Raw genomic sequence first — 20408 nt, forward strand, 5'->3', positions numbered from 1 at the left:
CTCTGCTGGGGCGCCTCCGGTACGGGGCGTCCCAGCGCTCGGAGAAGGCTTTCAGGGGGGCCTCCTCCTACGCCTCCCTGTCTGTCAGGTCAGCGATCCCGGGTTCTCGTCTGCGCGTGTCCACGCCCCTTTCGGATGATTTCCGGGCGGCAGACCCGCCCGGAAACATTTTCTCTTGGCCCTAGATGGCCGTGTCGTCGCTCCCGCCAGTCAACCCGCCGGTCAGCCCGTCCAGCAGGCCGCCGTCAAGCAGGCCGCCATCCAGCAGGCCGTCCGTCAGACCGCCCAGCAGTCCGCCGCCGCCCGACGGGTCGCCATCGGTGATCAGCACCAGGTCGGTCGCGTCCGCCACCAGCCCCTCGTCTCCGATCACCTCGCCCAACAGGCCGTCATTGCCGGTCACGTCGCCAAGAAGGCCGCTGTTGCCGGTGACATCGCCCAGCAATCCGCCGTCCGACACCACGTCATCCAGCAGCCCGGCATCCGAGCCGGTCAGACCGGACAGCAGGCCGTCAAGCGGGCTGTCGTCGCCGCCCAGCACGCCGTCGAGCGGGCTGCCTTCGCCGCCCAGCAAGCCATCCAGCGGGCTGCCTTCGCCGCCCAGCAGACCGCCTGTCAAACCACCCAACAGGCCGGCTTCACCGGTCAGACCATCCAGCAGGCCACCGTCGCCGCCCAGCAGGCCGTCGAGCGGGCTACCTTCGCCTCCGAGCAGACCGCCCAGAAGACCATCCTCACCAGTCAGACCGCCCAGCAGACCATCTTCACCAGTTAGACCGTCCAACGGGCCGCCATCTCCTCCCAGCAGACCGTCCAGCGGGCCGCCATCGCCTCCCAGCAGACCGCCCAGCAGACCGTCCTCACCAGTCAGACCGCCCAACAGGCCGTCGTCGCCGGTCAGACCGTCCAGCGGGCCGCCGTCTCCTCCCAGCAGGCCGTCCAGCGGGCCGCCGTCGCCTCCCAGCAGACCGCCCAGAAGACCATCGTCTCCGGTACGACCGCCCAACAGGCCGTCCTCACCGATCAGACCGTCCAGAGGCCCGTCGCCGCCCATCCCGTCATCCGGCATGCCGTTCTCGCCCAGGGACCCGGTGCCGATCAGGTCACCGACCAGCCCGTCCGAGCCGGTCACGTCGCCGAGCGCTCCGTCATTCTGCAGCAGGTCACCCAGCAGGCCCTCGGACCCGGTGACATCCCCCAGGACGCCCTCGTTTCCGGTCAGGTCGCCCAGCAGGCCGCTATCGGAAACCACGCCATCAAGCAGGCCGGTCTCGTCACCCTGCACGCCGTCACCCAGGATCGGCTGGCCGAACAGGTCATCGCCCAACTCGCCGAGCGCGCCGTCGGCACCGACCAGATCGCCAAGCAGCCCTTCCGAGCCGGTGACATCTCCCAGAAGCCCACCATTATCGGTGACCCCCGAGAGCAGCCCTCCGGCGCCGATCACCGGATCGAGCAAGCCTTGGACATCCGCGTCGGCGTCCGCGTCGGCATCTGCGTCGGCGTCCGCATCAGCATCAGCATCCGCGTCCGCGTCAGCATCTGCATCTGCATCCGCGTCAGCATCAGCATCCGCGTCGGCATCCGCGTCAGCATCAGCATCCGCGTCGGCATCTGCGTCCGCGTCAGCATCCGCGTCGGCATCCGCGTCAGCATCAGCATCCGCGTCGGCATCTGCGTCCGCGTCAGCATCTGCATCTGCATCTGCGTCAGCATCGGCATCAGCGTCAGCATCTGCATCCGCGTCAGCATCTGCGTCCGCGTCGGCATCTGCGTCAGCGTCGGCATCCGCGTCAGCGTCGGCATCTGCGTCAGCGTCGGCATCTGCGTCAGCGTCGGCGTCGGCATCCGCGTCGGCATCTGCATCAGCATCAGCGTCGGCATCTGCATCAGCGTCCGCATCGGCATCTGCATCAGCGTCCGCATCGGCATCCGCGTCCGCATCCGCATCAGCATCCGCGTCGGCGTCAGCATCCGCATCAGCATCGGCGTCAGCATCAGCATCTGCATCAGCGTCCGCGTCAGCATCCGCGTCGGCGTCAGCATCCGCATCAGCATCCGTATCATCCAGCGGCGCGCTGCTGCCGCCGCTCGCGGCCACCGCCGCAAGGCCAAGGCCGCCGAGCACCGCCGCCGCGATTCCCTCCTCCGAGAACCCGGCGCCAAGGCCGCCGCCGTCGGTCGGGTCGCCATCGACGACCGGGCCGTTGCTGTACACGATGCTGTGCAGCGAGCCGTTCTCGGTCGGCAGGTAGTAGTCCTTGACCGTGACCGTCTCTCCGGCCCCCAGGTCAATGACAAGGTCGTTGCCGGACCGTGTATAAACTTCCTGTCCTGTCTGATCGACATTCAGAAAGACGCGCACCTCCGTCGGGGACGCTTGGATAATTCTGTTCGCCATGTTTTCCACTCCTGTTTCAACCCCCTCTCGCACAGGCCCCTGAAATCTACAGCCTTAAGTATGTGCGAAATCCTTAAGTATATATCAGACGACCCAAAGCACTAAAAGTCAAGACTTCTGCACGCCATTCATGGCGATTTTCCGGCGTCCGCAGCAAAACACTCCAAAAATCAGGGCCGCCGCCCACCTCTCGGCATAAAAAACGCCCCACCAAAAGGCGGGGCGTCAAGGTGCCGATCCGGCAAGTCGGATCAGATGAGGGAGTCTTCTGCTCCGAGAAGACCACCGAGCAAGCCGTCATCGCCTCCCAGCAGGCCACCGGGCAAACCGCCGAGCAGGCCGCCGGAGCCCGACGAATCACCATCCGTCAGCAGCACGAGGTCGGTCACTTCCGTCACGACCCCTTCGTCACCGATCACGTCGCCGAGAAGGCCGTCATTCCCGGTCACGTCGCCCAGCACGCCGCTGTTCCCGGTCACATCGCCCAGCAGACCGCCATCGGCAATCGCCGGATCAAGCAGCCCGCCGCCTTCGCCACCGAGCAACCCTCCGGTCAGGCCGCCGAGAAGACCGTCATCCCCGGTAAGGCCGCTCAACAGCCCGTCCTCTCCAGTCACGCCACCCAGCAGGTCATCCTTACCGCCAAGCAGGCCGCCCAGCAGACCGTCCTCGCCAGTCACGCCACCCAGCAACCCTTCGTCGCCAAGCACGCCACCGACAAGACCGTCCTCGCCCAGCAGACCGTCATTCCCGGTCACGCCGCCAAGCAGGCCCTCATCTCCGGTCACGCCTCCAAGCAACCCTTCGTCGCCAAGCAGGCCACCGGCAAGGCCCTCCTCGCCCAGCAGACCGCCGGCCAGTCCTTCACTGCCCAGAAGCCCACCCAGCAGACCGTCATCGCCGGTCACACCGCCGAGCAGGCCCTCTTCTCCGGTCACGCCACCCAGCAACCCCTCGTCGCCAAGCAGGCCACCGACAAGGCCGTCCTCGCCCAGCAGACCGCCGGCCAGGCCCTCGGTGCCCAAAAGACCGCCCACCGGGCCGTCGCCACCCAGCAAACCGCCGGCAAGCCCGTCTTCGGCCAACAGGCCGCCGACAAGACCATCCTCCGTCAACAAGCCGCCGACCAGTCCGTCCTCCGTCAACAGGCCGCCGACAACGCCGTCCGGTTCGGCCAGGCCAGAGGTCAGACCCGTCGTTCCGAGCAGACCGCCCAGAAGCGACTCCTCTCCCAGCAATCCGTCCGTCACACTGTCCAGCGGGTCGTCCGACATCGAACCGTCACCGATCAGTCCCGCCCCCAACAGGGAACCAAGAAGACCCTCGCTGCCGGTCACCGGGCTCAGCAATCCGTCATCGCCGGCCAGCGTCCCCAGCAAACCTTCCGACCCCGTGATCGCGCCCAGGCCGCCGTCGTTGCCGGTGACGGGGCCAAGAATGCCATCGTCGGCAATGACCGAGTCGAGAACGCCGGTCGTCTGCTCCGGATCGGGGTCAGGTTCCGGCTCCGGGTCCGGATCAGGCTCCGGGTCGGGATCGGGTTCCGGATCCGGATCGGGCTCCGGGTCGGGATCGGGCTCCGGGTCGGGATCGGGATCCAGCGTCTCGCCGCCGTTGCTGTCATCCAGGTGCGACGCCAGGGCAATGCCCCCGATGCCCGCCGCGGCCGCCAGCCCGGCCCCAAGGCCGTTCATCCCGAAGCCCTGGCCAAGGCCTGCGACGGCCTCCTCGCCCATCACGCCTTCCACGCCGCTATAGCTGCCATCCGCATAGATAAGGCGATGCGCCTCTCCGTTCGCGGCGCCGCCGTAAAAATCTTCGATCCGAATGGTGTCGCCATTGGTCAGTTCGACCATCAGGTCGTCCCCGGACCTCGTAAATCGGCTCACGCTGTCGCGGTTGACCGAAAGTTGGACATCCACCGCATCACCTGCCACCTGTCCACTCATCGCCATATCTTACATCCTTTTTCACAAGGCCCCCTGAGGCCAGAATCACAAACTTAGGATTGCCCCCACGGCAAATTACATATCAAATGTATGTATCAATATTAAACTTTTGTCTAGACACTATATCCTTCGGTGTTGCACTCCTGCCAGCTTCGCAAGAACCTCCGCGCGAAGAACACGCACCTGTTTCTCGCGACTGCGATTTCGGAGAGACTGAACGCGACAGCCGCCGAGGCCGTCGATCCGCCATTGCGATTATCGTAACGGGATGAAAACGCGTATGATCTCCGACACGTCCAGGCCATCCGCCAAGCCGGAGTTCAGCATGCGCCCGGTGATCCAGACGATCGCGCGCATGATCGCGACGGATCGCCGACCGTCCCTGCTGGCCAGCGACAGCGGCAAGGTGCTCCTTGCCAACCCGCCCGCGCAGCGGCTCGGCCTCAATCAGGCGACACTCCGGGAAAAGCTCGATTGGACAACCCTGTGCACGCAAGCCCACCGCGCCGGCAGCACCGCCGCCTCGCTCTCGCTCGGCACGATGGAGCTTGAGGGTGAGGTGGTGCATATCTCCCTCGGCGCGCGCGACGGCTACCTGCTGCGCCTGGCCGAGAACGACCACGAGGCGTCCTGGCTGCGCAACCGGTCCCGCTCGGCCACCCTGTTGCGCGTCGCACACGACCTGCGCACCCCGATCCAGTCGCTCCTGGCGACCGCCGAAAAGATGATCGAGACCGAGCACGCCACCGAAGCGGAAAGGAAACGGGACCGCGACCAGCTCCGGCACTCCTCCGAGGTGGCGCTCGATCACATCAGCAACGTGCTCGGCGTCATTCGCGGCGACCAGAGCCTCGCAGGCATCCGCCCCGACGAGACCTTCAACATCACCGAGGAACTCAGGTCGATGCTCGTGGTGATCGGCCCGATCGCCCGGCAGCGCGACGTCGAACTGAAACTGCGGCTCGACCCGCACGAGGATATCTGGGTCCACGGCCCGGTTCAGTTCGTGCGCGCCCTGTTCCAGAACGTGATCGACAACGCGGCCAAACACGGTGGCAGCGAGGTCGAGATTATCCTGACCTGCCGCGCCCTGCCCTCGGCCGACGGCACTCAGGACAGCCTCAGGATATCCCTCGTCGTCAAGGATCTCGGCGGCGGGCTCCCGGACGATCAGAAGGCGCGTTTGTACGAGGCTCTGGGCCAGACCAGGTCACTCGGTCGCGCCACCGCGCCCCGGCCCGACCGACCTTCGGCCGGCCTGAACGTACTGGCCCACGCCCTGCGTCAGCTTGGCGGAAAGCTCGACCTCGAAGACCGCCACGCCGGGGACGACCCGGCCGGCGCGGTGATCGGCACCGTGATCGAAGTCACGATTCCCCTGCTCCAGGGCAAAAGAGACATCCTCCCCGAGGCCGCGGCGTACCACGGCGGGGCCCCAGAGGGGGACTTGTCCGGCATCGGCATCATCCTGGTCGAGGACAGCCCCTCCAGCCGCGACTGGATCGGACAGGTCCTAAGGAGCGCGGGCGCCCGGGTCTGGGCGGCGGGAAACGGAGCCGAGGCGCTGTCGCTGCTGGACAGCCCGGACGTGCGCGACAGGCTGAACCTCATCATCACCGACATGACCTTGCCCTACATGACCGGTGTCGAATTCGCACACCGCGCCCGCAACGCGATCAGCGCGCCTTGGACCGGCCCGATCATCGCGCTCACCGCGCATGTCGGCCAGAAGATCGTCGACGCCTGTCACGCCGGCGGCATCGAGAAAGTCATCGAGAAACCGGTGCGCCCCGCCATCCTGCGCGAAGTCATCCTGAACGTGCTCGATTCCACCCGCGCGGATGACGCCGCGGCGGCCCCCGCGGCCCCGACGCCGGCCAGCGCACCGCAGGCGCCGCCGGGCCCGCTCAACAGCTACGTCGTCAACGACCTGCTCGAGCAGTTCGGGAAATCCGGTGCCATCTCCTTCATGCAACGCGCCCTGAACGAGGCTTCCGATGTGCTGTCCCGCCTGCGCGACGACGGCATCGGCCAGGATACGGGCCGCATGTTGCACGCGGCCACCGGCGCGTGTACGCTTACGGGACTGGCGACGGTCGAGAAGGGATTGCGCGCGGTCGAGCTGGCACTGGAAAGCCGACAATCAATCGAACCGGGCGTCCACCAGCTGGAAGCTGCCGTACAAGAAACGCAAAACGCCCTTGAGCGGCTCGACTGAGGCTCTTGAGCAACGCAATGTCGCAAAAATCGCACACCTTTGTTTTTCGCGCGTGATCTTCTTTATGCAGCATTAGTTTTTGTTTTAGAGGTCTCCGCCATCTTGCCGGATGGCACATCAATGATGCCGAAGGGCAACCAACTGCGCAGAGGAAAAACGCGTGACGACAGCTGCATCATCTGGAAGTTTCCAGGCGTCGGTCATTCGTGTGCTGATTGCCGACGACCATGCCCTGGTGCTCGAGATGTTCGAGCATTTCTTTTCCAACCTGCCCGATTTCGAGGTCACCACCGCCCCCGATCTCGACACGGCCCTGTCGATCATCTCCAGCGAAGGTCCGTTCGATCTGGTTCTCGTCGACCTCAACATGCCCGGTATGAACGGCACATCGGGGCTCGCCCGCGCGATGGAGGCGAACAGCGGCCGCCCGACCGGCCTTCTCACCAGTGATCCTGCCGCGCAGGTGATCTCCGAAATCCTCCAGATGGGCAGCTCCGGCGTGATCCTCAAGACCGCGTCGCTCAAGGACCTGGCCAACGAAATCCGCTTCATGGCGGCGGGGGGCCGGTACGTTCCGGTGGAACTGATCGATCAGCAGCGGCTCAAGTCGCGCGGCACCACCAAGGCCCCGCTTTCCGACCGCGAGATGGACGTTCTCGGCCTTCTGACCGAGGGCCGCCCGAACCGCGAGATCGCCGAGGCGCTGTCGCTGGCCGAGGCGACGGTCAAGATGCACGTCAAGTCGATCTGCACCAAGCTGGGCGCCAGCAACCGCACGCAGGCGGTCATCGTGGCGCGGGACATGAACTACATCTGACGGGTGGCGCCCCCCCGCGTGCGGCCGGGTTGCGTCCAGCGCCATCAGCGTGCCCGCGATCGCCCCGGCATCGGGGGCCGCCGGCAACGTCCGGTCGCACAGCCCCAGCGACATCAAAACCGAGTCGCCCTCGACCATCTCGCTCTCTATCCCGACGATGCGGATATCCGGATACATGCGGCGGATCTGCAGGCAGATGTCGGCGGCATCCTCGGGAAAGCCGAAGAAATCCTCGTCGACGATCAACACGTCCAGCGGCGCCTGGCACTTTCGCAAAAGGCCCATCGCACGGTCCGAATCCTCCCCGCGCAACAGCCACATCCGAAACCCCTGTCCGGGCCGGCTCAGCTCATAGGGCAGATGGTCCCAGTCGAGAAAGGCCAGGACCCTCCGCTCCTCCCGCGGGGCCTGTCCGGCGACGGGTATCGCGGTTTCCATTTCGAAATTATACAGCAGCATGAAACATCCCCTTCGAAAATCTCTGTCATGAACCCCACGCAACGTCTTGGGCCGCCCCTGAACCAACCCGGGAAATCCAGTCGACAGGTGTCGATGTCCGCCTGTTCCTCCGATTGGTACACGCAGAAATGGCAGCATCCCGATTGACACGCAGCAGCCCGATGACATCCGCGCGCAGGCAGCACGCGCGCTCCATCTCGTCTTCGGTGCGGTGAAAAATGCGGTCGGCAAGACTGGGCGCCGAAGAGGGCCCGTAATTCGCCCGAGCGGATCGAAGCCATTTCATCCTGATACCAACATCCCCTGCGGCGTCGGAACGAACCGAAACCAGATAAAAAAGGTCCGGACGTCGCGTAAAACGGCAGCTTTCCTGACGCTCCGGATTACATACTTTCTACAATACAGACATTCTTTTTACTAGTATTTTATCACTTTACCATTCTTTTGTATGTAACTCCAATGACGCCAAACCTGCTCCTCCTTGCAAAAGCCCTGTAAACAATGGCTCCGATACCGCGCTCGGTCCAAGCGTCATGCTTGCCGCCCCACGGGCTCCGCACCCCGGCAAACCGAACGGCGCGCTGCATTTCCTGCGCGCACGCGTGCTGGCAACACCTTGAAAACCCCGATGATTCGCCCACCAGGCCACGATCCCCGCGGCGGCTCGCCCGCACTCAGAAATTCGTGGTCAGGCTCAGGCCGAACAGCTGTTCCTTGTCGCCCGGTTCCTTCTCGACCGGCACGGCGACGAAAACCGAAACAGGCGTCTTGCCCACTTCGAACGATACCGACACCCCGACGGAACTGCGCTTGTGAAAACTGTCGTCGATCGAGCCGCCCAGCGTATCATCGAGGTCCCAGACCCCACCGGTCTGCCAGAACAGCCCCCCGATCAGCGGCGCCTCGAATATGTCCTCCAGGTTCCGCTGCAGTTCTATGGTCGACACCAGGTAATTCTGTCCGCCCAGCGCAGCACCCTGGTCGCGCGGGCCGATTCCCCGCGGCGCGAAGCCGCGAAACCCGTTCGCGCCTGACGCGAACCGGTCGACGGCGCGGCTGGGATTGCTGCCCAGGCTCGAAACCGTTCCCGCATCCAGGCCAAACACCAGGCGCATCCTCGATGACAGCGGCACATAAGACCGTGTCTCCAGCCTGAAATCGGAAAGACGGTCACTGGTCCCGAGGTTCCAGAAGTAATGGTCCAGCCCCACGCTGTATTCCATGGAGGACCACCCGGTATCTTCCGCGGTCATCGAACTGTGCTCCAGGCCCAGCCGCAGATATGGCGCCTCGATGCCCGAGGTCCGCTCCTTCAGCAACAGCGCGCTGGTCGCCGGCGCCACGTCGTACAGCCGGTGATCGCGGTATCCCAGCCCGGCCTCGAACCGTGTCGCCTCGTTCGGCGTCCAGGCAAGATAGGCCTCCGCCTGGTAGGTTTCCTGCGAAAAGGCGTGGTCGTCATAGGACGTGTCTTCCCACCCGGCCTTGAAACCAAGGTCGATGGAATCGCCGAAAACGTCCACGCGATACAGCTGCCCCAGTACGCGATTGACGTCTTCGTTCACCTCTACGCGGGCCGACCCGTAGGTGTCGGGAAACAGGTTGTACCGCTCAAAGAACAGGCCCGCGATCAGCCCGTCATCGGATGCATAGGCGATGGATCCCTCGATCCGTCCGGGGCGCGTGTTCAGCTCCTCGACCTCGATCACCAGCGTGTCCCCCTCGGGGACCAGCGCGACACTCTCGAACACGCCCGTCGACATCAGGCATTCCTCGATCGCCCGCAACTCCAGCTCCAGGTAAGGCACGTTCGGCACCGCACCGCAGGTATCCTTAATATCCTGTTCGGGGATGAACTCCGCGCCGCGTACCTCGACCCTCTCGAACGTTCGGACCGATTGCGCGAACGCCGCTGGCGTCAGCGACATGCCACAGACGAAAAGCACGGCGAAACAAAGGTTTACCCCGGGAATCGCCGGGAAGAAACGATTTCTGGCGGCAGCATATTCTTCTTTCTTTCCAGTAAACCGTTGCGTGGCCGCGCCCCCCGCGTCACGCTCCGGCCTGCCCCTTTCGGAGCGTCTATCTCAATCTAGCACGGGTCAGCGGCCGCGTCAGGTAACTCAGGATGGAACGTTTCCCGCTTTCGATATCGACCTGGGCGACCATGCCCGGACGAATCGCGTATTCCTCGCCAAAGCTCTTCAGATAGCTGCTCTCGGTGCGCACCATCACCCGATAGAAATCCTGCATCCCCTGCGCGGTCTCTTCCTCGACCGTATCCTCGGAAATCTGCTCGACCACGCCAAGCAGGTCGCCATAGGTCGCGAAATCATAGGCCGTGATCTTGACGCTCGCCGGCATTCCCGGCGCGACAAAGGCCACGTCCTGCGGCTTGACCTTGGTCTCGATCAGCAACTGGTCGTCGGTCGGGGTGATCTCCATGATCGGCTCGCCCGGCTGCACGACGCCGCCCAGCGTGGTGATCTTGATGTTGTTCACCCGCCCCGACACCGGCGACTTGATTTCCGTCCGCTGGAACTCGTCGCGCTTCTGGATCAGGTCCTGCCGCAAGGTCGTCAGCTTGGCGCGCCGCGTTGCAAGATCCTTGTAGGCTTCCTGCACATAGGCGTTGCGCACCTCGTTGATCTTCCCGTCCAGCTCGGCCTTTTGCTGGCGCAGCTGCAACAGGTCGATCTGGCTGACCGAGCCGCCGGCCGCCAGTGGGCTGGTGATGTCGATCTGGCTCTGGACCGTCTCGCGCTCCTCCTCCAGCGACGCCAGCGAGGCGTCCAGCTTCTTGCGCCGCGCCTCGAACAGGCGCAATTCGGTGGCCTCGGTCTCGGTCGGGTTCGGCCCGAAATCCAGTTCCGGCACTTCCAGAACCTCCGACTCCAGCCGCTTGACCTCCGCCGTCAGCGCGGTGATCTCGGCCTGGGTCGAGTTGAAGGCCGTCTCCGACCGCGTCGGATCAAGCCGCGCGATCAGCTGGCCCTCCTCCACCATGTCGCCTTCGCTGACATGCAGTTCCGCCAGGATACCGCCCTCCAGGCTCTGGATCGACTGCAACCGCCGCAGGGGGACGACGCGTCCATCGCCGCGCGTGATCTCGTTGATCTCGGCCATCGCCGCCCAGGCCACGGCGATGATCAGCGACAGAACCACAGTGCGGATCACCCAGCGCGCCCGCCGCAGCGTCTGACGACGATAGGTGCCGTCCAGATGGCTCGTGGTTTCCAGCTCCGCGTGGCTCATGTCACTGCCTGCACCGGTTTCTTCTGTGCCGTGTTGGCGCGCGCCGCGTTCAGTATCTGCAACAGGTCGCCATCACGCGCGACCCTGCCGTCCTTGAGAACAAGCGCTCGTTCCGTCAGCCCCAACAGCTCGCGCTTGTGCGTCGCGATGATCGCCGTGCGCCCCTTCAGCCACTCCTTCAGATAGCTGATCACTTTCGCTTCGGTCACGTGGTCGAAGGCCGAGGTCGGCTCGTCCAGCAACACCACCCTGGGGTCCTGCAGCAGCACGCGGGCTAGCCCGATGGACTGCCGCTGACCGCCCGAGACATTCGCGTTGCTCTGGATTTGCAGGTCGAGACCCCGCACATGCTGCCGCACGAACGTGCCAAGCCCCACAGCGTCCAGAGCCTCCAGCAATTCCGCGTCGGAATGCAGCCCGTGATCCAGCAGCAGGTTTTCCCGCAGCGTTCCCTGGAACAGGGCGACGCTCTGCGGCAGATAGCCGATCTGGCGCCGCCGGTCGATCGGGTCGATCTGGCTCATCGCAAGGTTGTCTACCAGCACACTGCCCGCCTGCGGATCGGTCAGGCCGGCCAGCAGCCGCAGCAGCGTGGATTTGCCAGCCCCGTTCCCGCCCAGCATAGCTATGCGTTCTCCGGCGCCAATCTTCAGTTCGGGAATGGCCAGAACTGGCGGTGCCTGCGGATCGTGGCGGAACACCACGTCCTGGATCTGGTAATCGCCCTTCATGTCCGTGGCGCGCACGAAATGCCGGTCCGTCGGCCGCTCCACGGGCAGCTTCATGATCTCGTTCAGCCCTTCCATCGCCGCACGCACCTGCTGCCATTTCGCCAGCAGCCCGGCCACCTGCCCCATCGGGGACATCGCGCGGGTCGACAACAGCGTACAGGCGATCAGGCTGCCCACGGTCAGTTCCCCGGCGCCGATCAGGTACACCCCGACGATCACCACGCCCGCATAGGCCAGCCGCTGCACCGTGCTGACAAGCTGCGTCATCAGCGCGGTCAGGTTGCGGGTCTTGACTGCCGTGGTCGCCATGGTGGCCGTCAGTTGTGCGTGCGACCGCTGCAGCCGTCCTTCGGCCCGGGCCGCCTTGACCGTCTCCAGGTTCGTGATCGTCTCCAGCAGCAGGCCGTTCAGCGCCGCCGCCTCCCGCGTGTTCTCGCGCGAGGCGTTTGCCAGTTTCTTCTGCATCAGCAGCCCCGGCAGCACGGTCAGGATCACGCCCGCCAGCACCACCAGCGCGATGGGTCCGCCGATGAACCAGATCACGCCAAGAAAGATGATCACGAACGGCAGGTCGCAAATCGCCGTCACGGTGTTCGAGGTAAAGAACTCCCGCACCGTGCCGAAATCCCGCACCTGGTTGGCAAACACCCCGGTCGAGGCCGGCTGGTTGATCAGCCGCATGTTCGCGACCTTGTCGAAAAGCTGCGCCGACAGACGCAGGTCCAGGTCCCGTCCCGACACGTCCACCAGCGACGACCGCATCAGGCGCAGAATCAGCTCCAGAACGATGGCGATGCCGACACCGCTGGCCAGGATCCATAGCGTATCCATCGCGTTGTTGGGCACCACGCGGTCATAAACCTGCATCGAGAACAGCGCCGTGGCCACCGCAAGGATATTTGCTGCCATCGAGGCGATCATCACGTCGCGATAGATCCACCAGTTCTCCCAGACCGGCCCCGTCAACCAGTGCCCGCGCCCTTCTTTCTTGCCATCCAGGCGGCCCGACACGATGTCGATGGGTTTCGAGATCAGGACCCTGTCGTCGCGCAGCCGGTCCAGTTCCTCGGCGGTCCAGACCGCCCTGCCACCGCCGGATTCCGGCAACAGCACCTTGGCCCGACCCTCCTTGTAGGCCTCCACGATGACCGTGCGGCCGTTCTTCAGGAACGCCAGCACCGGAAAGCTGTGCTCCGGCAGCGACTGCAGCGGTTCGCGCGTCGTCCGGCAGCTCATGTTCGCCCGTCTCAGCGCCAGCGGCGCCAGGTCCGCGGACAACTGGCTGCCCGCCTCCCGCGGAAGCCCCTCGGTCAGCTGAGCCGAGGAGGTCGTGACGCCCTGGATCCTGCACAGCTGCAACAGCCCCAATACAAGCGGATCGTGCAATTCCGCATCAGTCATCGCGTTTTCCCCGTGTCTTCCCGTCGTCATCTTACCGTGCCCGCCGACAGCATCGTGCCAAGGACACCAAGGTCCCTGGCGGACTCGTACTCGGTCCTCTTTCTCTCGTCATAGGTATCGATCTCGTCGATCTGCGCGTCGTAAAGGTCACGCCCCGTGGTCAGCAGGTCCAGAATCTCGCGCTGTCCCGCGATGAACTGCTCTTCGTACGAGGCCAGCACCTTTTCCGATTCCACCAGCTGCGCCGCTTTCGAGCGTTCGCTCGTCCGCAACAGTTGCAGCCGCTCCAGCGCGGTTGTCGTGGTGTTCAGCAACTCGCGCTCCACCCCGCGCATCGACGCCTTCGCGCCTTCCAGCTCCAGCCGCGCGCTCTGGATCTGCCGCTGGCCGAAGCCGCGCGAATTCAGATCGACCCCGGCCGAGATTCCAAGCGCGGTCTGCGTGTCACCGCCATTCAGGTCCGCGCGTCCCTGCGCCTGCAGGTTGATGGTGGGAAAGCGCTGCGCCTTCGCGGTATCGATCCCCGCCTCGGCCTCCGCCACCTCGGCCCGGGCGGCGGTGTATTCCGGCGCGATCCGGATGGCGGCGCGGATCTTCTCGACTGACCCGTAATGCTGCGCAAACCCGATCGCGGGCGGCCTGCGCACATCGCCCAGCGGCCGGCCCACCAGATATTCCAGCTGCGCCAGCGCGATCTGCCGGTTCGCCAAGAGCTGCGACATCTGCTCTTCCGCGCGCGCGATCTCCAGCCGGGCGCGCGCGACCTCGCTGTTGTCGCCGACACCGCCCCTGGCACGGTCCTGCGCCTGTCCCGCCAGGCGGCGGGAAAAGCTCATGTATTCCCGGGTATAGGCAATCTTGCGATCCAGCACCTCGACATCGAGGAAATATCCCGCGATCTCGAAGGACAGGTCCTCCACCGCCATCTTCAGGTCGGCCATCGCCTGCACCCGCACCTGCGAGGCCTGCTCGATCTCCGCCTTCGTCTTGCCCCAGTCGAAAAGCAGCTGCGTGACGCTCAGCACCAGGCCGGGCCCGTCGCTGGCGGTCGTACTGGTTTCACCGGACAGGCTGATCGCGGGGAAATAGGCGTCGCGCGCGGCGTCGATATCCACGCTCTTTATCGCGACCTCCTGCCGCAGCGCCTCGACGCCCGGATCCGTCTGCGCGGCCAGCAGAACCGCCTCCTGCAGCGACATCTGCGCCCGCACCGGGCTGGCAATGGCAAGAATGAAAAGGAAAGACAGGGCAATGACCGCAACCGGCCGGTTCAAAGCATCGAAGGCAGCCGCGGCGGAACGGCCCCGGTCATTGCTTTCGAAAGCGCGCCCCCTACGAAATGACAGCTCGCGCTGCTTGCTCATCCCACGACACCACTGGCGCCGGCCCTGTAAAAGGACGGCACCCCCTGATATTCAACCCCACGCTTAATCAAGATACACAATTCAACCGCAAGTAAAAGATCTCTTACAGCCGAAAGCATTGCAAGGAACAATTACCACCGAATTGGATGTAGTGCACTATCCCATTTAGTCTCAATAGCCTGCAACGTTATGGTTGTGTTCTATTAGACGCTATCGTCCTGAGACGAGAACAGATCATCCAACAGCGAACTGTCCGCATTCATGCCACCGGCAGCGTCGCCAAACAGGCCGCCGATATCTGCCAGCAGACCGCCAACCTGCGAATCTGCGCCATCGGCATCCGCATCGCCCAGCAGCGCCCCGATCACGTCGCCGTCCCCACCGGTGACATCCGCGCTCGAAGGCCCGAGGATCTCGCTCAGCAGGTCATCGACCTCGCCGTCGGCCAGCAGGTCACCGCCCGTCCCGACCAATGTGCCGGTCAGACTGCTGTCCCCGACAAGACCGGCGAAAAGGTCGTCGAAGCCGTCGATCTCGCTTTCGGGAACCTCGACGCCGAACGCGTCGTCGTCCCCAAGAAGCCCGGTCAGGACATCGTCCATCCCGTCAACGGGAAGGCCCCCGCCAAACTGCGTCAGGTTCTCCGCAAGGTCCGCGGCCACGTCATCGCCCGCTCCGACAAGGGTATCGAGAAATCCGTCATCCCCCGACTCCTCCAGGTCATCGAACGAATCTGCACCTGCTTCCGGATCCGTGCCCGTTTCGGGCAGGGGCTCAGACTGTTCAGGCTCCGAGCCGTTCGCGTCAGGCGCACCTGACACAGAATCATCCGCCGACGCGGACTCCACGCTGCCGGTATCACCGGCGCCGGTCACTACCGCGTTGTTCTGAGCACCACCGCCGCCGGCAACAATACCCGACAGGCCGCCGATCAGCCCGCCGCCGCCTGTCAGCGATCCCAGCAGGCCACTGGCGCTGCCACCGGAATCACCGTCATCCGCAGCGGTATCATCATCGTCGCCGCCCGCCCCAAGAAGGCCGCCCACAAGGCCGTCGTCACCCAGCAAACCACCCACCGGGCCGTCGTCACCCAGCAAACTGCCCACCGGGCCATCATCGCCCAACACGCCGCCCACAAGGCCAGCATCACCCAGCACGCCGCCTACAAGGCCGTCATCGCCCAGCACGCCGTCGACAAGGCCGTCATCGCCCAGCAAACTGCCCACCGGGCCGTCATCACCCAGCAAGCTGCCCACCGGGCCCTCATCGCCCAGCACGCCGCCCAGCGGGCCGTCATCACCCAACACGCCGCCCACAAGGCCATCATCACCCAGCACGCCGCCCACAAGGCCGTCATCGCCCAGCAAACTACCCACCGGGCCGTCATCACCCAGCAAGCTGCCCACCGGGCCCTCATCGCCCAGCACGCCGTCCACAAGGCCGTCATCGCCCAGCAAACTGCCTACCGGGCCATCATCGCCCAGCACGCCGCCCAGCAAACCGTCGGACCCGGTGCCGTCGTCCGTCGAATCAATGCCGCTGCCGCCCAGCCCAAGCAGCCCGCCCAGCGCGCTGTCGCCCCCGAGCACGCCTCCCAGCAACCCGTCGGACCCGAGCAGATCACCCACCACCGGAATATCTCCGACGATCTCGTCCACCAGGCCGTCCTCACCGATCAGGTCCCCGACGAGCCCCGGCACGACACCGTCCTGGCCCAGCAGATCATCGACCGCGCCACCGCCAAGCACCGGGCTCAGGATACCGTCCAGCACGCCCTCGTCTCCGAGCAGCGGGTCCAGCAGGTCGTCCACGACCCCGTCCTCGCCAAGGATATCCGTGACCAGACCCTCGTCGCCGAGCACGACATCGACAACGCCACCAAGATAGCCGCCCTCGCCCAGCAGGCCCTCAAGCACGTCAGGGTCCAGCAGGCCATTGTCGCCGATGATCGTATCGATCACATCGTCGATGACACTGCCCTCGCCAAGCAGGCTGTCCAGGACACCGCCATCGCCGGCAATCGCGCCCAACAGGCCGTCGACAACGCCGCCTTCCCCCAGCACCGGGTCAAGCACGGGGTCGAGGACCGGCCCCAACAGGCCATCCTCGCCATCCTCGGAATCGATCTCGACATAAACTTTCGGTGCCTCGGTCGGCGCCTGGGCGCGCGGGATGAGCGTCTCTGCGTCCTCGCCTTCCGCCAGCATGGCGGCGGCGGACGCAGCTGCCGCACCGGCATCCTCGATTTCCGACGTGCCCCCCGAAGCCGCGACAGCTCCGGCCGGCGGAAGCTCCGCGACCTCGACCGGCGGCTCCGCCTCCGTCTCCTTCACGCTCACTCCCGAAGACGCCTGCGCCATTACCTGCACATCGGGCACCTCGGACGCGGCCTCGACCTCGGCCTCCTCGACCGTAAAGATCTGACGCTCCTCGGTGCGGACCGCCTCGTCCTGCACCACGGCCTCGCCGCTTTCGGTGGCACGCGCCTCCGCGCGGCCGCTCTGCAGGACCAGGCCCATGCCGATGGCGCTGGACGCCGCTCCGTTCAGGCCGGACCGGGGCCCCTGCCGATCGGAGTCAGGCACGCTCGCAGAGAGAGACGGCGCGCCGTTCTCTCCGGTGTGATCCACCGATTCGTGCCTACCCTTCTTCGCCACCACGCCCTCGGGCCTCCAAGTGATCCTGTAGTGCCTGCAGCCACTTACCTGCAAACCCGACAAGGAACTTCATCCAAAAGCAGATAGACCTGCCACAAACCTATACCAGTTGTCATTATACAACTAATTACGGCACTGGGAAGCATAAGTTAGTATATGAGGCCCATACATTCGACAAATTCGCGCGCCGACCGCGCCTGGACCGTCGCATCGCCACACCGCGCAACGCCGTGCGACACCTGGGCAGTCGTGTGAACGCATGTACGCGTAGCCTGTCTTTCAGCCGTCAACGGCCCACATACATCCTTTAGCATGTATCCACATCCTGAACAGCCCTCGATCCAAGTTTGGCCTCCGACGAAAGGGCGCCTGTTCAGCAAGGAAAAGGGCCGGTCAGCCTTTGCCGACCGGTGCGGCGTGAGGCCGATCAGGGACCTCGTCCGTGAGACGCGGCGCACCTTTTTCGTCGCAGAAAGAGAGCTTATTGCTACGGCATAATCGTTTGATGGCGGAGGCAACTACGAGTTTAGGGAGGCGTTGCTCTCCGAGCGCCTTACGAACGCGATCGCACGGTATCACAACCGCAGCGTCGATGCCCTTCAGGTACATGGAACACCTGAAGTCCGGTGCCTATGTGGTCGACGGCAAGCAGATCAAGAAATCGCCAGAGATCGAGAAGGTGCTGAAGGCGATCACTGGAAAAAGCACGGACCGACCGGGAACGAAAGCTTCCGCTATGACGAAGCCAGTGACGCCAGTGCCGGCACTACTGTCAGCATTCGAGATTGAGCTCCGCTATTCATCGCCTGCGCAGGAGGAGGAATATAGAGGTCATGCCGGGATATTCTTGCCGCGATCCCGTCTGCGATATTTGCCAGCTGCGACATCCTCCACGTCAACGAGCGGCATGATCCGCTTTGATCGGAATGACAAGATCGTCTTGGTGCCGGATATTGCCATCCGCAACAACTACAAGATCGAGGCGCTGATCGACCGGATGGTGATTTTGGTCGAAACCAACGCAGCGACAGCTCCGCATCTTCTTCACAAAAAGATCGTCAAGGCAGCGTGGTGATGTGGGAGTAGGTATGTTGTGGTAGAAGGGGTATATAGATTTATGGGGTTCCCCAGTTAATAGGACCACACGTCTCTCCATCCTCCGCAGAAGAACGCTAACCTGCCCTTAAAGTCACTATGACTGCGTCGCTGTTTGGGCGCAATCCGCCAGTTTTTCTCCGCGCCAGCACGGCTTCAAGGCATCGATGAGTGGGACCGGGAACTGCTACGACAACGCTGCCGTCGAAACCTTTTTCAAGACCATCAAGGCGGAACTGCTGTGGCAGCGGTCTTGGCGGACACGTCGCGATGCTGAGATGGCCATCTTCGAATACATCAACGGCTTCTACAATCCGCGTCGAAGGCACTCAGCATTGGGCTGGAAAAGCCCCTTGGCCTTCGAAGCGAAGGCTGCATAAGTGAGCAATCGGAGCGGCACGAAAGCGTGACAGGTCCACTTGGCTTGATCAGGTACTGCATGTCAGACGCCTCGGTGCCTGACACGTTTGCCGATTGCTCCTTGTGGTACGTCATGTACCACCAAGTAGGGCGTACCACATGCGGATACAACCTTACATTTCAATGACTTACCGCGAATGGCGGAGACGAAGGGATTCGAACCCTCGAAACGGTCTCCCGTTTACTCCCTTAGCAGGGGAGCGCCTTCGACCACTCGGCCACGTCTCCGCCGACGCGTATAGCCAAGCAAACCTGGGGATTACAAGGCGATTCTGCCCGCCGGGCGAAAAACCTTCCTACGCTCTGAACCCGGCGCCGGCCCCGGCCGTGCGCGCGGACCTGGCGACAGGCGCCCGATGGTCCTTCCTGCAAAAGGCCCGCGCCGCATTGCCATCCGCACCCGATCCGGCCTGCGCCGGCGCCTCAGGTATTGAAAAGAAAGTGCAGCACATCGCCGTCCTTGACGACATACCCCTTGCCCTCGGCCCGCATCTTGCCGGCTTCCTTCGCCGCCTGCTCACCGCCCAGCGAGACGAAATCGTCATAGGCGATCGTCTCGGCCCGGATGAAGCCCTTCTCGAAATCCCCGTGGATGACGCCCGCGGCCTGCGGCGCCGCCGTGCCGGTGCGGATCGTCCAGGCCCGCGCCTCCTTGGGGCCGACCGTGAAATAGGTCTCCAGATGCAGAAGGTCGTAACCCGCCCGGATCAACCGGTCGAGGCCCGCCTCCTCCAGCCCCATTTCCTCCAGGAACATCTCGGCTTCCTCGGCATCCAGCTGGCTGATCTCCTCCTCGATCTGCGCCGAGATGATCACATGCGCCGCCCCCTGCTCTTCGGCCATCTTCGCCACCGCAGCCGAATGATCGTTGCCATCCGCCGCATTGGCCTCGTCCACGTTGCAGACATACAGGATCGGCTTCGACGTCAGCAGCTGCAGCCCCTTCCACGCCTTGGCGTCCTCGGCATCCACCTCGACCAGTCGCGCGGGCTTGCCCTCTTCCAGCATCGCCTGCGCCGCGGCCAGCAGACGGTCCGCCTGCACCGCCTCCTTGTCGTTGCCCTTCAGCTTGCGCACCAGCCCCGCGCGCCGCTTCTCGATGCTTTCCAGGTCGGCCAGCATCAGCTCGGTCTCGATCACCTCGGCATCCTCCACCGGGTTCACGCGCCCCTCCACATGGGTCACGTCGCCATCCTCGAAACAGCGCAGCACATGGGCAATCGCGTCCACCTCGCGGATATTGGCCAGGAACTGGTTGCCCAGCCCCTCACCCTTGCTGGCGCCCTTCACCAGCCCGGCGATATCGACAAAGGTCATGCGCGTCGGGATGATGGATTTCGACTGCGCAATCGCCGCCAGCCTGTCCAGCCGCGCATCGGGCACCGCCACCTCGCCCACATTGGGCTCGATCGTGCAGAACGGAAAATTCGCCGCCTGCGCCGCCGCCGTCCGGGTCAGCGCGTTGAACAGCGTCGACTTGCCCACGTTGGGCAGCCCCACGATTCCCATCTTGAAGCCCATGATGCACCTCTTTGCTCTCGTTCCGGCGCCTTCTATGCCCAAGCCGCGCCCAGCGCAACGCCCCGCTTTTTCTTGCTTCAAATACTCATTTCCGGCGTCTGCCACACGCACATACCATTG

Annotated in this window: 12 protein-coding genes, 1 tRNA gene and 1 pseudogene; 4 read left to right on the top strand and 10 right to left on the bottom strand. The window is 64.3% G+C overall.

Annotated elements, in window-relative coordinates:
- Positions 1 to 181 precede the first annotated feature (181 nt).
- From ACSQ76_RS18220 to ACSQ76_RS18230, 3 genes are all read right to left on the bottom strand, one after another.
- Entirely contained in the window at positions 182 to 1459 is a 1278-nt protein-coding gene (locus tag ACSQ76_RS18220; RefSeq protein WP_437157668.1) for a hypothetical protein, read from the bottom strand.
- A complete protein-coding gene (locus ACSQ76_RS18225) occupies positions 1444 to 2067 on the bottom strand; it encodes a hypothetical protein (protein ID WP_437157669.1) in 624 nt (207 codons plus the stop codon). The genes ACSQ76_RS18220 and ACSQ76_RS18225 overlap by 16 nt, the downstream gene beginning before the upstream one ends.
- A 585-nt stretch (positions 2068 to 2652) precedes the next feature.
- On the bottom strand, positions 2653 to 4356 hold the full coding sequence (locus tag ACSQ76_RS18230) for a BapA prefix-like domain-containing protein (protein ID WP_437157670.1): 1704 nt from the start codon (positions 4354 to 4356) through the stop codon (positions 2653 to 2655).
- A 319-nt stretch (positions 4357 to 4675) separates the two neighbouring features.
- Here ACSQ76_RS18230 and ACSQ76_RS18235 point away from each other — a divergent pair, with 319 nt between their 5' ends.
- Together ACSQ76_RS18235 and ACSQ76_RS18240 are read left to right on the top strand one after the other, a co-directional pair.
- Complete coding sequence (locus ACSQ76_RS18235) at positions 4676 to 6568, top strand: hybrid sensor histidine kinase/response regulator (RefSeq protein WP_437157671.1); 1893 nt, start codon at positions 4676 to 4678, stop codon at positions 6566 to 6568.
- 160 nt (positions 6569 to 6728) lie between these two features.
- A complete protein-coding gene (locus tag ACSQ76_RS18240; protein WP_437157672.1) occupies positions 6729 to 7385 on the top strand; it encodes a LuxR C-terminal-related transcriptional regulator in 657 nt (218 codons plus the stop codon).
- A 1133-nt stretch (positions 7386 to 8518) separates the two neighbouring features.
- Here the strand turns inward: ACSQ76_RS18240 and ACSQ76_RS18245 are convergent.
- The 5 genes from ACSQ76_RS18245 to ACSQ76_RS18265 form a co-directional block, all read right to left on the bottom strand.
- Complete coding sequence (locus ACSQ76_RS18245; RefSeq protein WP_437157673.1) at positions 8519 to 9772, bottom strand: BamA/TamA family outer membrane protein; 1254 nt, start codon at positions 9770 to 9772, stop codon at positions 8519 to 8521.
- 154 nt (positions 9773 to 9926) lie between these two features.
- Entirely contained in the window at positions 9927 to 11099 is a 1173-nt protein-coding gene (locus ACSQ76_RS18250) for an HlyD family type I secretion periplasmic adaptor subunit (protein ID WP_306130975.1), read from the bottom strand.
- Positions 11096 to 13231, bottom strand: coding sequence for a type I secretion system permease/ATPase (locus tag ACSQ76_RS18255; protein WP_306130974.1), 2136 nt, complete (start codon positions 13229 to 13231; stop codon positions 11096 to 11098). Before ACSQ76_RS18255 ends, ACSQ76_RS18250 begins: the two co-directional genes overlap by 4 nt.
- 26 nt (positions 13232 to 13257) lie before the next feature.
- Positions 13258 to 14595, bottom strand: coding sequence for a TolC family protein (locus ACSQ76_RS18260; RefSeq protein WP_437157674.1), 1338 nt, complete (start codon positions 14593 to 14595; stop codon positions 13258 to 13260).
- Positions 14596 to 14798: 203 nt separating this feature from the next.
- Positions 14799 to 17225, bottom strand: a complete 2427-nt coding sequence (locus ACSQ76_RS18265; RefSeq protein WP_437157675.1) for a hypothetical protein — start codon at positions 17223 to 17225, stop codon at positions 14799 to 14801.
- 634 nt (positions 17226 to 17859) lie between these two features.
- Here ACSQ76_RS18265 and ACSQ76_RS18270 point away from each other — a divergent pair.
- Both ACSQ76_RS18270 and ACSQ76_RS18275 read left to right on the top strand, forming a co-directional pair.
- Positions 17860 to 18327, top strand: coding sequence for a hypothetical protein (locus ACSQ76_RS18270; protein ID WP_437157676.1), 468 nt, complete (start codon positions 17860 to 17862; stop codon positions 18325 to 18327).
- Positions 18328 to 18490: 163 nt separating this feature from the next.
- A pseudogene (locus tag ACSQ76_RS18275) lies at positions 18491 to 18727 on the top strand (integrase core domain-containing protein); the annotation flags it as partial.
- A gap of 178 nt (positions 18728 to 18905) precedes the next feature.
- On the opposite strand, the gene ACSQ76_RS18280 reads toward ACSQ76_RS18275, so the two are convergent.
- Together ACSQ76_RS18280 and ychF are read right to left on the bottom strand one after the other, a co-directional pair.
- Positions 18906 to 18995 (bottom strand) — tRNA-Ser (locus ACSQ76_RS18280).
- 195 nt (positions 18996 to 19190) lie between these two features.
- Positions 19191 to 20288 carry a redox-regulated ATPase YchF gene (ychF, locus tag ACSQ76_RS18285; RefSeq protein ID WP_437157677.1) on the bottom strand — a complete coding sequence of 366 codons (1098 nt, stop codon included), beginning with the start codon at positions 20286 to 20288 and terminating at the stop codon, positions 19191 to 19193.
- Between the last annotated feature and the right edge of the window lie 120 nt (positions 20289 to 20408).

It is taken from the genome of Roseovarius sp. B08, assembly GCF_051417955.1.
Lineage (GTDB): Bacteria > Pseudomonadota > Alphaproteobacteria > Rhodobacterales > Rhodobacteraceae > Roseovarius.

Excerpts from the sequence above, each read along its gene's own strand:
- ACSQ76_RS18225 (WP_437157669.1), bottom strand. The coding sequence starts at position 2,067 with ATGATACGGATGCTGATGCGGATGCTGACGCCGACGCGGATGCTGACG.
- ACSQ76_RS18230 (WP_437157670.1), bottom strand. The coding sequence starts at position 4,356 with ATGGCGATGAGTGGACAGGTGGCAGGTGATGCGGTGGATGTCCAACTT.
- ACSQ76_RS18235 (WP_437157671.1), top strand. The coding sequence starts at position 4,676 with ATGCGCCCGGTGATCCAGACGATCGCGCGCATGATCGCGACGGATCGC.
- ACSQ76_RS18245 (WP_437157673.1), bottom strand. The coding sequence starts at position 9,772 with ATGTCGCTGACGCCAGCGGCGTTCGCGCAATCGGTCCGAACGTTCGAG.
- ACSQ76_RS18250 (WP_306130975.1), bottom strand. The coding sequence starts at position 11,099 with ATGAGCCACGCGGAGCTGGAAACCACGAGCCATCTGGACGGCACCTAT.
- ACSQ76_RS18255 (WP_306130974.1), bottom strand. The coding sequence starts at position 13,231 with ATGACTGATGCGGAATTGCACGATCCGCTTGTATTGGGGCTGTTGCAG.
- ACSQ76_RS18260 (WP_437157674.1), bottom strand. The coding sequence starts at position 14,595 with ATGAGCAAGCAGCGCGAGCTGTCATTTCGTAGGGGGCGCGCTTTCGAA.
- ACSQ76_RS18270 (WP_437157676.1), top strand. The coding sequence starts at position 17,860 with ATGGAACACCTGAAGTCCGGTGCCTATGTGGTCGACGGCAAGCAGATC.
- ychF (WP_437157677.1), bottom strand. The coding sequence starts at position 20,288 with ATGGGCTTCAAGATGGGAATCGTGGGGCTGCCCAACGTGGGCAAGTCG.